This window comes from Acuticoccus mangrovi (assembly GCF_016411865.1).
GTDB classification, from domain to species: Bacteria; Pseudomonadota; Alphaproteobacteria; order Rhizobiales; family Amorphaceae; genus Acuticoccus; species Acuticoccus mangrovi.
In genome coordinates this window covers 1-14,104 of the sequence record NZ_JAEKJA010000040.1, presented here as the reverse complement: position 1 = coordinate 14,104, position 14,104 = coordinate 1, and the positions used below count along the sequence as shown (strand labels likewise).

At 68.8% G+C, this 14,104-nt stretch carries 12 protein-coding genes; 1 reads left to right on the top strand and 11 read right to left on the bottom strand.

Translation table 11 applies throughout. The features are described 5' to 3' along the window. Positions 1-144: 144 nt before the first annotated feature. The 11 genes from JCR33_RS24040 to JCR33_RS23990 all read right to left on the bottom strand — a co-directional run bounded on the left by JCR33_RS24040 (position 145) and on the right by JCR33_RS23990 (position 11,792). The gene (locus tag JCR33_RS24040; protein ID WP_198884691.1) at positions 145-1,644 is read right to left on the bottom strand and encodes a tripartite tricarboxylate transporter permease; all 1,500 of its coding nucleotides are present in this window, start codon (positions 1,642-1,644) and stop codon (positions 145-147) included. Positions 1,645-1,647: 3 nt separating this feature from the next. After that, positions 1,648-2,190, bottom strand: coding sequence for a tripartite tricarboxylate transporter TctB family protein (locus JCR33_RS24035; RefSeq protein WP_198884690.1), 543 nt, complete (start codon positions 2,188-2,190; stop codon positions 1,648-1,650). 6 nt (positions 2,191-2,196) lie between these two features. Then, positions 2,197-3,147 carry a Bug family tripartite tricarboxylate transporter substrate binding protein gene (locus JCR33_RS24030; protein ID WP_198884689.1) on the bottom strand — a complete coding sequence of 317 codons (951 nt, stop codon included), beginning with the start codon at positions 3,145-3,147 and terminating at the stop codon, positions 2,197-2,199. Positions 3,148-3,278: 131 nt separating this feature from the next. Continuing rightward, the gene (locus tag JCR33_RS24025) at positions 3,279-4,085 is read right to left on the bottom strand and encodes an SDR family NAD(P)-dependent oxidoreductase (protein ID WP_198884688.1); all 807 of its coding nucleotides are present in this window, start codon (positions 4,083-4,085) and stop codon (positions 3,279-3,281) included. Positions 4,086-4,101: 16 nt separating this feature from the next. Beyond that, positions 4,102-5,859, bottom strand: a complete 1,758-nt coding sequence (locus tag JCR33_RS24020; RefSeq protein WP_332461262.1) for an ABC transporter substrate-binding protein — start codon at positions 5,857-5,859, stop codon at positions 4,102-4,104. Next, entirely contained in the window at positions 5,856-7,400 is a 1,545-nt protein-coding gene (locus JCR33_RS24015; protein WP_198884687.1) for a sugar ABC transporter ATP-binding protein, read from the bottom strand. The genes JCR33_RS24020 and JCR33_RS24015 overlap by 4 nt, the downstream gene beginning before the upstream one ends. Further along, on the bottom strand, positions 7,397-8,368 hold the full coding sequence (locus tag JCR33_RS24010) for an ABC transporter permease (protein WP_198884686.1): 972 nt from the start codon (positions 8,366-8,368) through the stop codon (positions 7,397-7,399). Before JCR33_RS24010 ends, JCR33_RS24015 begins: the two co-directional genes overlap by 4 nt. Before the next feature lie 10 nt (positions 8,369-8,378). Then, on the bottom strand, positions 8,379-9,386 hold the full coding sequence (locus JCR33_RS24005) for an ABC transporter permease (protein WP_211110556.1): 1,008 nt from the start codon (positions 9,384-9,386) through the stop codon (positions 8,379-8,381). A 58-nt stretch (positions 9,387-9,444) separates the two neighbouring features. Continuing rightward, positions 9,445-10,149, bottom strand: coding sequence for a ThuA domain-containing protein (locus JCR33_RS24000; RefSeq protein ID WP_198884685.1), 705 nt, complete (start codon positions 10,147-10,149; stop codon positions 9,445-9,447). 91 nt (positions 10,150-10,240) lie between these two features. Then, positions 10,241-11,182, bottom strand: a complete 942-nt coding sequence (locus JCR33_RS23995) for a sugar ABC transporter substrate-binding protein (protein WP_198884684.1) — start codon at positions 11,180-11,182, stop codon at positions 10,241-10,243. A gap of 214 nt (positions 11,183-11,396) precedes the next feature. Beyond that, positions 11,397-11,792: a PaaI family thioesterase gene (locus JCR33_RS23990; protein ID WP_198884683.1), complete on the bottom strand. Its 396-nt coding sequence runs from the start codon at positions 11,790-11,792 to the stop codon at positions 11,397-11,399. A 221-nt stretch (positions 11,793-12,013) separates the two neighbouring features. Here JCR33_RS23990 and JCR33_RS23985 point away from each other — a divergent pair, with 221 nt between their 5' ends. Then, on the top strand, positions 12,014-14,032 hold the full coding sequence (locus JCR33_RS23985; protein WP_211110555.1) for a methyl-accepting chemotaxis protein: 2,019 nt from the start codon (positions 12,014-12,016) through the stop codon (positions 14,030-14,032). The last annotated feature ends 72 nt before the right edge of the window (positions 14,033-14,104 follow it).

Below are 14,104 nucleotides of genomic sequence, written 5' to 3'. Positions count from 1 at the left end.
AGCCGGGCGCGCAGCGACCGTCTGCCCTCAAACCCTGCCCATCGGCGAGATGGAGGGGAGCGCGAGGGGAGGAACGCCCCTCGCCTTCTTGGCGAACAGAGCCGGCGCGCAGCGCCGTCCGCCCCTCCCCCTTCGCCCCCGCGATCAGGCGTCGAGCAGCATCCGCCGTCCCTTGAGGTGGCTGCGCACGCTCCAGGCGACCGAGAGCACCGCCGCGACGAGGAGCGCCGCCGACACCGGCCGGGTGAGGAACACCGTCCAGTCGCCATCCGTCATCAGCGCCCGCCGCAGATTGGTCTCGGCGATCGGTCCGAGGATCACCCCGAGCACCAGCGGCGCCAGCGGATAGTCGAGCTTCTTCAGGAGGTAGCCCGCGAGCCCGACGAAGCCGAGCAGGTAGACGTCGCTCACCCGGTTGTTGAGGGCGAACGCCCCCGCCACGCAGCACACCGTCACCACCGGCACGATGACGGAGGTGGGGATCGCCGTGACGCGCAGGAAAAAGCGCATCGACAGCGTGCAGATGACGAGCATCAGCAGGCTCGCCACCACCATCGCGATGAACATCCCGTAGACGAGGTCGCCGTTCTCCATGATGAGGCGCGGCCCGACGCTGATGCCGTGCACCATCAGCGAGGCCATCAGGATGGCGTCCACCGCCGAGCCCGGGATGCCGAGAGCGATCAGCGGGATCAGCCCGCCGCCGGCGGTGGCCGAGTTGCCGGCTTCGGAGGCCACCACCCCCTCCGGCACGCCGGTGCCGAACTTTTCCGGCGTCTTCGAGGCGCGCCGAGCCTGATCGTAGGTGAGGAGGTTGGCGATCGAACCGCCCGCCCCCGGCACCGCGCCGACGAACACGCCGAGGAGCGAGGAGCGCAGGAGGTTCACCGGCTGGCCCAACGCCTCGCGCATCACCTGCCAGGTCTTGAAGTCGATGGCGGAGGGGATCAGCGCGGCCTCGCGCGGGGCGCCGGGCGTACCCTCGAGCTCGCTCAGGAGCTGGCTGATGGCGAAGATGCCGATCAGCACCACCAGGAAGGGCAGCCCCGGCGCCAGCATGTCGATGTCGAAGGTGAAGCGGGGGCGTCCCATCATCGGGTCCGGCCCGATGGTGGCGATCGCGAGGCCGATCACCCCGGCGATGAGGCCGCGCATCAGCGAGTGGCCGACGAGGCTCGCGACGATCGTGAGGGCGAACACGATGAGCGAGAAATATTCCCACGGCCCGAGCCGCACCGCGACGATGGCGAGCGGCGGAGCGGCCACCACGAGCACGATCGTCGAGATGAGGGTGCCGAAGAAGGAGGCCCACACGCCGAGGGAGAGCGCCCGGCCGGGCTCGCCGCCGCGGGCCATCGGGAAGGCATCGAAGGTGGTGGCGACCGAGGAGGGCGTGCCCGGGATGCCTAGAAGGGCCGCCGAGATCAGCCCGCCGGTGTAGCCGCCGACATAGACCGACAGCATGACGGCGATGCCCTGCAGCGGCTCCATGGTGAAGGTGAGCGGCAGGGTGAGGACGATCGCCATCGTGACCGTGAAGCCGGGGATCGCCGCCGCGATGATGCCGGCGACCGAGCCGAGCGCCATGTAGAGGAGCGTGTCCGGGGCGAAGATCTGGGCGAGGGCGGTGAGAAAGTCGGCCATCGCTCAGCCGAGAATGCCGCGTGGCAGGAAGACCATGAACACCGTCGCGAACAGGAAGTTGAGCCCGAAGGAGAAGACGGCGGCGACGACGATCGCGAGCGCCAGCCCCCGCCAGCTCCACCGCGCGATGAGGAGCTGCGCGGCGAGCAGGAAGAGGAACGTCGCCACCGCGAAGCCCAACGGCCGCAAGAGGGCGAGATAGACGGCGAACGCCGCGAACACGGCGACCACTACGCGGTGGCGGGCGAAAAAGGCGGCGACGAGCGGGTTCGCCGCAGGTGCCGCCCCGAGCCGCCGCAACTTGCGCACCGAGCCGAGGGCGGCGACGAGCGACAGCGCCCCGAGCGCCACCATCACGAGGCGGGGGAAGGACCCCGCCCCGAGCGGCTCCCACCGCGACGTCGGCAGCGACAGGGAGACGACGTAGAGCCCGGCCGCCGCGGCGAAGAGCACCACGTAGGAGACGAGGCGGGCGCGCTCGGCGGCGACCTCGCCCGCCGGGGCCGCGTCGGAGGGCGCCGGCCCCGAGCCTGCCGGCTCGCGCATCGGCGATCAGCCGCCGAGCTTGTCGGACAGGCGCTCGATCGCCGTGTCGAGGCTTTCCAGATACTTGGTGTAGGCCTCGTGGCCGCGGAAATCGGCCTCGGCGCCGGCATTGTTGAGCTGCTCCACGAAGGTCTCGTCCTCGGAGAGCTCGCCGAGGGCCGCCTCCAGGGTATCGCGCGCCGCGTCCGGCGAGCCCTTCGGCATGACGATGCCGCGCGTGACGGCGAGCTCCATGTCGTAGCCCAGCGACTTGAGGGTCGGCACGTCCGGCACCGCCGCCATGGGCTCCGCCGAGCCCACCGCCAGGAAGCGCAGGTCGCCGTTCTCCACGAACTGCAGCGAGGAGGCGATGTCGCCGATCGCGGCGTCGAGGTTGCCGCCGACGAGGGCGCGGATACGCTGGCCGGTGCCCTCGTAGCCCACGTAGGAGAACTCGGCGCCGATGGCGTCCTCGATCATCGCGGCGTGGAGGTGGGGGACGCCCGCGAGCGTCACGCCCACCTTGATCGCGCCGGGGTTCGCCTTGGCGTACTCGGCGAACTCCTCGAAGGTCTGCCAGTCGCTGTCGGCGTTCACCACCAGGAACTGCGGCGAGGCGGTCATCAGCGCGACCGGCTCGAAGGTGTCCCAGTTGAGATCGGTGAGGCCGGTGGCGTTCGACACCAGAAGCCCCTCGTGGATCTGGGCGATGGTGTAGCCGTCCGCGTCGCGCTGCGCGGCTTCCTTGAGGCCGACCGTGCCCGACACGCCCGGCATGTTGATGACCGGCATCGGCTGACCGAGATAGGGCTCGACGTTGTTGGAGATGATCCGCATCAAGGTGTCGCTGCCGCCGCCCGGCGACCATGGCACGATGAACTCCACCGGCTTGGTGGGATAGTCGTCGGCCAGAGCGCCCGTGACGGACCCGCAGACGGCGGCAAGGAGCGCGCCCGTGAGCGCGAGGGTCTTGTGCATGATCGTCCTCCGCGTGTGTGCGTGCGGCAAGGAGCAGGGCGCGTCGGCAACGTTTCCTGCCGCTCACCAAGGTTCACTCGGAAGACAAACTAGAGTCAGTTGCCCGCAAGAGCAAACGATCGTGCCACGCGCTACTGCATGACCATGCCACCGTCGATCATGATGAGCTGGCCGGTCATGTAATCGGACTCCGGACTGGCGAGAAAGGCGGCCGTGCCGATCACGTCGTTTGGATAAGAATAGCGCTTCATCAGGATCATGTTCGCCGCGAGCGAATCCATCGATTCACCGGGGTTCTTGAACTTGCCGATCTCGACGAGATCCTTGTCGAGCTGCTCCCACAACTCGGTGCGCACGACGCCCGGCCCGTAGCCGTTGACGGTGATGTTGTGCTCCACCAGCGCCCGCGCCCCGCCGGTGATCATCGCGAGCACCGCGTGCTTGGAGCAGCAATAGGGCACCACGTCGTCGAAGGTGGTGCGCGAGGCGATCGAGCCCACGTTGATGATCTTGTAGGGGCCGCCGTCCTTGCCCTGTTCGATCATCTGCCGCGCCGCCTCCTGCATGCCGAGCAGCACGCCCTTGGCGTTGACGTTCATGATCATGTCCCAGTTGTCTTCGTCGATATCCATGAAGAAGCGGGGCTTGTTGAGGCCGGCGTTGAGGAGGGCGACGTTGAGCGAGCCGAAGGCGTCGACCGTCGCGGCGACGGCGGCGGCGTTGTCGGCACGCTTCGTCACGTCGAGCTTCAGGGCGATCGCCTTGCCGTTGCCGGCGGCGTTGATGCGCGCGGCGACCTCGTTCGCGCCCGCCTCGTTGATATCGCCGATGCACACGTTGGCGCCCTGGGCGGCGTAGTACTCGGCGATGGCCGCCCCCATGCCCTGGGCGGCCCCGGTGATCATGACGTTCTTGCCCTTCAGACGGTTGGGGTCCATGGCGGTTTCCTCGTGCTTATGGATTTAGGAGCGCCTCGGTCCGTCGCTGGACCTCGGCGAGGGCGTCGCGCGGGCCGACGAGGCCGCGCAGCATCTCGTGGAAGACCTCGCCGCAGATCTCGATGACGCCGGAGATCCGCGGCGCCGGCGGGCGGGGCCAGTAGTGCAGGAGGCCCTGGCGCGCCATCGTGTCCATGGCGGTGATCGCCGGCGACAGGGCGCGCACCTCCGGGTCGGCGTTGACCGAGAAGCGCGGGCAGGCGCGCGAGCCCGACATGATGTAGAGCTTCGACACCTCCGCCGAGGTGAGGACGCCGAGCGCCTTCTCCACCGCCTCCTTACGCTCCGGCGCAAGGTTTGCCGGAAGCGCCAACGCGTAGCCGCCGACGGGGGCGATGGGCCGGCCGTGCGGTCCCGCCGGATGCGGCACGAAGCCGGTGACGCCGTGCGCCGGCCGGCTCGCGTCGTTCTCGAAATAGGGGGCGAGGAGGGTGTAGGTGTAGGCCATCGCCACCTCGCCGTCGCCATAGGCCACCACGCGCTCGTACCAGGACATCGACAGGATGTTCTTGGGCGAGACCTCGAGGAGGGCGCGCAGGAAGTCGGCCGTCTCGGCGGCTTCCTGCGTGTCGAACATCGGCCGCAGCGGCTGGTGGGCGACGCTGGCGTCGAACCCGTCGGGCAGCGGCGGCAGGTCGAGGGCGGGCTGGCCGAACGCGCCCATCACCATCAGGAAGGTGTGGCCGAGCGGGGTGCCGCGCGCAGCGTTCCAGGCGATGCCGCGCAGCCCGCGCTCCGGCCGGTGCAGCCGCCGCGCCGCGTCGAGCAGCGCGTCGGTGGTGTCGGGCGGCGCGATGCCCGCCTCCTCGAAGAGGTCGGTGCGGTAGGCGAGAAGCTCCGGCGTCGTCTGGATCGGGATGCCGTACTGAGCGCCGCGATAGCGCGCGCCATTCCAGCCGGCGGGGTGGAAGTCGGAGCGGTTGACGCCCTCGCGCTCCACGAAGGCGTCGAGCGGGGCGACCATGCCGCCCTCGGCGAGCTCGCCGATCCAGGGCAGGTCCACCGCCATGATGTCGTAGGCGGAGGCCTGCGCCTCGGCGTTGCGCAAGACCTCGAGGCGCAGCCGGTCGATCGACAGCGCGCGGGAGCGGATCTGCGCCCCGAGCACGTTCTCGAGCTGCCGCTTGAGGCTGTCCATCGCCATGAAGGTGGGGTCGGCGTGGACGAGAAGGCGCAGCGGCGCGGCGATTTTCAAGGGCTCGGTGTGGATCGCCGGCAACGGGATGATGCGCGCCTTGAGGTAGGAGCCGCCGAAGTAATAGTCGGCCCCCTCCTCCTGCTCGCCGAGGCCCACGGTGCGCCCCACCACCAGCTTGATGCGGTGCGCGTAGTCCTGCCACGCCTCGATCAGCGCCGGCGCCGGATGCAGCGAGAAGGACTTGCCCGTCCTGGTGCGCGGCCGCGACAGGATCAGCCCGTCCGCCTCCATCTCGCGGATGCGGCGCACCGCGGTCGCATAGGGCGCGCGCGAGGCCATCGCGAGGGTCGAGATGGTGGTGAGCTTGCCCTCGATGTGGTTGCGCATCAGGTGGATGGTGATGTGGAGGTAGGCGTCGGGCGTCGAGTGCGGCAGCACCAGGCCAGCCTCGGTCTGCATCTCCTCGATGAAGTCGAGGAAGCGCAGCATCTCGTGGCGGGTGAGGCCGGTGCCGAGCGCGCGGCTCGCGACCTTCTCCGGCGCCAGCGCCTCGCGCATGGTCCGCGGCCCGCTCACAGGCCGGAAATCGCCTGCACGAGGCGATCCTCCGTCAGCGTCTCGGCGTCGAAATCGCCCGCGATGCGGCCGTGATAGAGCGCGAGCACCCGGTCCGACACCCCCATGATCTCCGGCATTTCCGACGAGATGACCAGCACCGCGAGCCCCGAGGCGGCGAGCCGGCGGATGAGGTCGTGGATCTCCGACTTGGAGCCGACGTCGATGCCGCGGGTCGGCTCGTCGAGGATCAGGATCTCGGGGTCGGTGGCGAGCCACTTGCCGATGACGACCTTCTGCTGATTGCCGCCCGACAGGTTCACCGCGAGCGCCGCGGGGCCGGGGGCGCGCAGGTCGAGCGTCTTGGCGTATTCGTCGTAGATCGCCTGCTCGGCGCGGGGTTTGAGGAAGCCGAACCGGCCCGTCACCCCCGAGAGCTTCGCCATCGACATGTTGTCCCGGCAGCTCATGCCGAGGACGAGGCCCTGCTCCTTGCGGCTTTCGGGCACCAGAGCGAGGCCGCGGGCGATGGCGGCGGGCGGGGCGTCGATCGCCACCACCTCGCCGTCGATGCGGATTTCGCCGGCGTCGGGGGTGCGGAGGCCGAAGAGGGTCTCGGCGACCTCGGTGCGGCCGGCGCCGACGAGGCCGTACATTCCCACCACCTCGCCCTTGCGCACCTGAAACGACACGTCGTGATAGAGCGAGCCGCAGGTGAGCCCCTTCACCTCCAGCGCCACCGGGCCGAACGCGCCGGCGGCCCGCTTCGTCCGCCCCTCCAGCGAGCGGCCGATCATCAACTGGGTGACGCCGTCCTCGCTGGTCTCGCTGGTTTCGAGGGTGCCGCGGACCTTGCCGTCGCGCAGCACGGTGAGCCGGTCGGACAGGGTGAAGATCTCGTCCATGCGGTGGGAGATGTAGACGACCCCCACCCCCTTCTTGGTGAGGCCGCGGATGATCTCGAACAGCACCACCTTCTCGGCGTCGGTGAGGGAGGCGGTGGGCTCGTCGAACACCACCACCTTGGGCGTGAAGACGAGGGCGCGGGCGATCTCCACCATCTGCCGGTTGGCGATGGAAAGCCGCCCCACCTTGTCGCGGGGGGAGAATTTGCAGCCGAGCGTCTTCAGGATCTCGGCGGCGACGGCGTGGAGAACGCGCCACTTCACCGTGCCGAACATCCCCCTCGGCAGCGCGCCCAGAAAAATGTTCTCCGCGACCGACATTTCCGGCACCAGCGACAGCTCCTGGTGGATGAGGACGATGCCGGCTTCCTTCGCCTGCATCGGGTTGTCGAAGTGCACCACCTCCCCTTCGAGGTGGATCTGGCCGCGGTTCGCCTGATGGTTGCCCGCGAGGATCTTCATCAGCGTGGACTTGCCGGCGCCGTTTTCACCCAGCAGCGCGTGGACTTCGCCCGCCCGCACCTCGAGGCTCACGTCGTCTAGGGCGACGACGCCGGGGAAGGTCTTGGTGATCCCGTCGAGCTTCAGGAGCGGGGCGCGGCGGCGCAGATCGTCGAGCTCGGCGGCGGAATGGATCGCGGCGGGATGGGCGGTCATGCCTCCACCTCCTCGGAGCCTGCGCGGTTGACCTGGCGGTCGATGAAGAGGACGGCGATGAGGATCGCCCCCAGGATGACGAGCACGTAGAAGGCCGGCACCTGCATCAGGTTCATGCCGTTGCGCAAAATGCCGATGGCGAGCACCCCGCCCAGCGTGCCGAGGATCGACCCCGCCCCGCCGGTGAGCTTGGTGCCGCCGAGGACGACGGCGGTGATGGTCCAAAGCTCGTATTCGCGGCCCAAGTTGGGGGTGGAGGCCCCCATCTGCGTCGACAGGGTGATGCCGGCGAGGGCGGCGAAGAAGCCCACGATCATGAAGTTGACGACCATGTGCCGGCCCACCCGGATGCCCGCGTTGAGCGCCGCTTCCCGGTTGCCGCCGACGGCGTAGGCGTTGCGGCCGTGGACGGTGGAGGTCATCACCCAGTGCATCACGACGGTGAAGCCGAGGAACACCCAGGCGAGCGTCGGCAAGCCCAGCGTCTGCGACATGCCGAAGTCGGAGTAGGCGAAGTCCATCGCGAAGAAGGACTGCTCCTGCGTGTAGACGAAGACGAGCCCGCGGACCCCGATCATCGCCCCCAGCGTGACGATGAAGGCGTCGACCCCGGTCTTCCACACGATCATCCCGTTGAGGAAGCCGAGCGCGATGCCGGACCCGAGCCCGACGGCGACGGCCGGCAGCGTGCCGATGTCGCTCTGGAGCCCGACGGCAAGGGAGGCGGCGAGCGCCACCACCGCGCCGACGGACAGGTCGATGTTGCCGTTGATCATCACCACCGTCATGCCGAGCGCGATCAGCCCGATGGTGGACGTCTGCTGCAAGATGTTGGTGAGGTTGCCGATCTCGGCGAAATTGTCGGTGGTGACGGTGAAGAACAGCGCGCACGCGAGGGTGAAGAGCCAGATCGGCGGCACCACCGTGAGGCGCGACAGATGGGTGAGGCTTTGGAGGGTTTTGGTCATCGCGCCCTCCTCACGTGGTGGTGGTGAAGAGGCGGCCGCGCTTGGAGGCGACGTCCAGCCACACGGCGAGGATGATGACCACCCAGGTGACGAGCCACTGGGCGTAATATTGGTAGCCCATCAGAAGGAGCCCGTTCTGGATGAACCCCAGGATCAGCACCCCGATGACGGTCTTCACCATGGAGCCCGAGCCGCCCAGGAGCGACGTGCCGCCGAGGATGACGCCGGCGAGCACCATCAGCTCATAGCCCTGGCCGACATTGTTCTGGCTGCCCATCACGCGGCTGCCGAGGATGAGCGCGGCGCAGAAGGTGGTGAAGGCGGAGACGAGATAGGTCGAGAACACCACGTACGACCGGCGGATGCCCGAAAAGGTCGCCGCCATCGGGTTACCGCCGACGGCGAACACCCGCCGCCCGTAGGCTGTGCGCGTCAGCACGATCTGGAACACCACCGCGAGCCCCAGGAAGATCCACGTGGGCACGGCGACGCCGAGGAGGAAATCGCGGCCGAAGAAGGCGAACCACGTCGCCTCCTGGTCGGTGATGTCGACGTTCTGGCCGCCGGAATAGATCAGCGTCACGCCCTGGATCGCCGACAGCATGCCGAGCGTGACGATCAGCGAGTTGAGCCGCAGGAAGCCCACCAGAATGCCGTTGACCGCCCCGATGGCGAGCGTCGCGACGAGGGTGATCGCCATCGCCGGCGCCGGGCCGATCTTGTCGTGGAGATCCACCACCAGGACGGTGGCGAAGGACAGCATCGACCCGACGGAAAGATCGAGATTGCCGCCGATCACGACGACGGTGACGCCGAGCGCCATGGTCCCGATGATCGACACCTGGCGGAACACGGTGGAGGCGTTGTCCCAGCTCGCGAACCGCTCGGAGGTGAACGAGAAGGCGATGATGAAGAGGATGAACGCGATCAGGATGCCCTGACGCTGCGCCAGGTGTCCGACGTCGCTCCATGTGGGCAGCATCGCGCGTGGGGGCGCGCCGGTGGTGTCGCTTGTCATCTCGTCCTCCCTGTTGGCCCGCCCGGTTCTGGTGCCGGGTCGGTCTCTTGCAGCCGCCTCAGTGCATCTTGGCGGCCCAGCGGGCGCCGCGGCGCACGATTTCGCTCACCTGCGGCACCTTCAGATCGTCGAGGGTGTGGCCGATCGAGGTGTAGAAGATGCGGCCCCGGTCCCAGCGGCGGGTCCACACCACCGGGATCACCGTGCCCTCGATCCACCACAGGTGGTCGCCGGAGAAGGTCGTCGTCGCCAGCACCTCGTTGGAGGGGTCGACGAGCATGTAGTACTGCTCCGACGTCAGCTTGAACGAGCCGATGCCCTCCATGATGGGGTGGGCGGGGCGCGTGACGGTCACGTCGTAGGTGATGAAATCGTCCGACGGGACGGGGTTGTCGGGCCAGCCCGGCGGGTGGGCGACGAACTGGCCGCCGATCAGGAAATGGTAGGTGGGCCGGTCGCGGAAGGCGTCGCCCATGTGGCCGTGCCACCCGGCGACGCCGGTGCCGCGGGCGACGGCGGCGAGGAGGCCGTCCTCCTCCGCCTTCGTCATGTTGCCGAACTCCGGCCGGTGGGCCGAGCGGGCCGACGACCAGATCGGCACGATCAGGTCGACGTCCGCCATCGCATCGGCGTCGGCGAGCGGGGCGAGGGTGTCGTGGGAGACGACCTCGAACCCTTCGCGGGTGAGGAGATCGTCGGCCCACGCGCGAAAAATCTCGGGCGAATGGCCTTCCCAGCCGCCGCAGAACAGCATGGCCTTCATGGGTCACCTCGGGATCGGGCCCGCGGGGTGCGGGCCGAACGCCAGGAGGCGCGCCCCCCTTCGGGAAGGGGGAGAGGGCGCGCCGGCGGGATCAGAAGACGGGCTTCTCGAACTCGCTCATGTTGTCCTTGGTGATCTTGGGCGTGTCGAAATAGTTGAGGAACGGCACCTCTTCGCCCTCGACGATGGCCTTCGCCGTGGCGAGGGCGTTCTTGGCGTCCTCCACCGGCGACTGGTAGACCGAGCCCCAATATTCGCCACGCCCCATGGCCTCGTAGCCGACGGCGAAGTTGGTGGCGCCGATGAACACCATGCCGTCCGCCCGGCCCGACGCCTTGGCCGCGTTGAGGGCGCCCACCCCCATGTTGTCGTCGCCCGAATAGACGCCGTCGATATTGTCGTACTTCGTTAGGAAGTTCTCCATGACGCGCTGCGACTTCTCGCGGTTCCAGTCGCCGGGCTGGGTTTCCATGATGGTCACCCCCGGGCACGACTTGGCGAGCTCGTCCTCGAACCCCTTCTGGCGCTCGATGGCGGTGGTGTAGCCGGGCTGGCCGGAGATCTGCACGATCTGGCCTTTGCCACCGAGGGCGTCGCACATCATCTGCGCGGAATATTCACCCTGGACGATGTTGTTGGGGCCGGAGAAGGACTTGATGAAGTCGAACCCCGCCTCGGCGATCTGGCTGTTGGTGATGACCACCGGGATGCCGGCGCGGTCCGCCTGGCGCACGGCGGGCACCACCGCCTGGCCGTTGGTGGGCCAGATGATGATGGCGTCGACCTTCTGCTGGATCAGGTCCTGAATTTGTCCGATCTGGCGGGCGACGTCGCCGCCGGCGTCCAGCACCACGGTCTCGACGTCGGGATCGGCGTCGGCGGCCTCGATGAAGGCGCGCTCATAGGTGGTCTGGTAGCTGTCGACGCCGACGTTGTTCTGGGTGATGCCGATGGTGATCGTGTCGGCGGCGGCCGCGGGCGCGGCGACGAGAGCCACCGCGCCGAGCGCGGCAAAATGCGTCCCAATCTTCATGCGTTTCACTCCGTTCTTGTCGTTATGGCGCGCCGATCTCGGGTCGGCGTCGTTCGGCCGGAGGGGCCACCCCGTGGGGTCGGGGCGGACCATCGCGCGCACTGCAATCCTTTGCAGCAAGAGTTTTGTCCAGAATGGATAGTCTCGCGAAACCCGCAAACATTCCGCGCCGTTAGGTGATCCCCGCGGCGCGGCAATGTTCATTCCGGCGAAATCACACCATGCGCATCACGGCGCTGGCGGTCGACAGCGTCTTGCCGTCGGCGTCCTCCAGCCAGGCGTTGAGGTAGCGGATGCGCTTGCCGCCGCCGGCGCTGTGCGCCCGCGCGGTCACCCGGCCGAGCCGCACCGGGGCGACGAACTGGGTGGTGAGCGACAGCGTCATGCATTTCGGCAACGCCTTGGGGTCGCCTTCGAACGAGCACTGCATGCCGCACACGGTGTCCATCAACACGGCGATGATGCCGCCATGCACGGTGCCGTGGCGATTGAAGTGGTCCTCGGTGATGTCGAGGGACACGGCGACGCCCGCCCCCTCCCCCGGCTCGTCGGGCACGTCGATCACGTAGCCGATGAAGGACTGTGCGGGCGTCCCGTCGGTGATCAGCATGCCGTCCGCCGCTCCGCTCCGCCCATCGCGCTGTGACCCATCCTCGTTCTCCTCTCGGCGGCCCGATGCCGCGTGTCACCTTCGATCTAGCGCAACGGAGGAACCCGCGGCACCACCCCGATCGTCGCCGAGCCGAGGCTCGCGAAACCTTGGCCCACTATCAAAGGGTCTCCAGTCGCGTGGACAGAGGCGGTAGACGTATGCGCTTGAGCGGGCGAATCTTGCTGGTCGCGGCCATACCCATCATCGGCGTTGCCATCGCCTCGGGCCGGGCGGTGACGGAAAAGCTCGAAGGGCTGAACGAGCTGCATCACGTCGAGATCCTGGCGGCCGTCGCGCCGACGATGAGCGACCTGGTGCATGAGCTTCAGAAGGAGCGCGGTCTGTCGGCCGGCTATATCGGGGCGCGGGGCGGCACCTTCGCCCCGCTTCTGGAGGATCAGCGGATCGCCACCGACAAGGCGCTCGTGCCGATGGGGGAGGTCATGTCGAGGCTCACCGACGAGGGCGGCGGCGAAGTCGCCGAGCCCGAGCTCGTCGGCCGCATCGACAGCGCGCTCGCCGCGCTGCCCGACATCCGCGGCCAGGTCGAGGACCTGACCATCACCGTCGAGGGCATGGCACGCCACTACACTTCGCTGATCGGCGACATCCTGACGCTCGCCGAGCACCGCGCCATGAACGTGTCCGACGCGGAGACCTTGCGCCGCGCCATCGTGTTCTCCGCCCTGATGGAGGCCAAGGAGCGGGCCGGCATCGAGCGGGCGATGGGGGCGAACGGCTTCGGCGCGGGCCATTTCCGCCACCCTGTCTATCGCCGCTTCATCGAGCTCGGCGCCCAGCAGACGGCCTATCTCGACACCGCCCGCCGGCACGCGACACCGGCGATGGTCGCCTACATCGACGCCACACTCAAGAATCCCGCCTCCGACAAGGTGACGCTGCTGCGCGAGGTCGCCCACGACAGCATGTTCGGCGGCACCCTCGAGGGCTACACGGGTCCCCAGTGGTTCGCGGCGTCGACCGACCGCATCGACCTCTTCCGCCAGCTCGAGACGCGCGCTACGGCGGATCTTCTCGATGCGGCGGACGCCTATTCGCGCTACACCTACCGCCAGACGATCATCACCGTGGCGCTCGGCCTCGGCGTGCTTCTCGTCTCGCTGGCCTTCGCGATCATCACCGTGCAGCAGCTGCGCCGCCCGATCCGCTCCATCGTCGACAAGCTCGGCCGGGTGAGCGGCGGGGAGCTCTCGATCGCCATCGACGAAGCCGAGCGCGACGACGAGATCGGCGAGATCGCCCGCGCCCTCGAAGTGTTCCGCCAGAACGAGGAGGAGCGGATCCATCTGCTCGACGTCCAGAACGCCGCCCAGGCCGCCGAGGTGGAGCGGGCCAAGCGGGTCGACCGGGCCGTCTCCGAGTTCCGCCGCCGCTCGACCGAGACGCTGACGGACGTCGATCACATGGCGCACGTCCTGCTCGACGTCTCGAGTTCGCTCGCCGAGGCGGTGGACGTCGCGCGCCAGGGCTCGACCGAGTCCCTCGCCTCCTCGAACCAGGCCAACGAGGCGGTGCAGACGGTCGCCGCGGCGGTCGACCAGCTCCAGTCCTCGATCACCGAGATCAGCTCCCGCGTCAGCGCCTCCCAGCGCGAGACCGACGAGGCCGCCGAGGCTGCCGAGGCCGCGTCGAAGCGGGTCACCGGCCTCACCACCGCCGCCGAGGCGATCAACGACGTCGCGACGATGATCGCGAGCATCGCCGAGCAGACCAACCTCCTTGCCCTCAACGCCACCATCGAGGCCGAGCGGGCGGGCGCGGCGGGCAAGGGCTTCGCCGTCGTCGCCCACGAGGTGAAGCAGCTCGCCGACCAGACCGCCAACGCCACCGGCGACATCGCCCGCCAGATCGACGAGATCCAGAAGGAGACCCGGGCGGCCGTGGGCGTGATCGACGACATCCTGCGCCGCTTCGAGGCGCTGAAGACGTCGGCCGTCGCCATCTCCTCGGTCATGGAGGATCAGACGAGCGCCACGCGCAACATCGGCGCGGGGATCCGCACCGCCTCGCTCGGCGCCCAGTCCGCCAGCGACCGGGCCGACAGCGTCGCCCACGCCGCCGAGCGCACCTCCAACGACGCCCAGGACGTCCGCAGCGCCTCCGAGCGCATGGGCGAGATGTCGTCGACGCTCGCCCGCGTCGTCGCCGACTTCCTCGGCGAGGTCCGCGCCGCCTGATCCACGGCGCGAGCGGCGGTGAGGGCGGAGCGCGGACCCTGCTCCCCCACGCGGCCGTGCCCCGCCGACCTA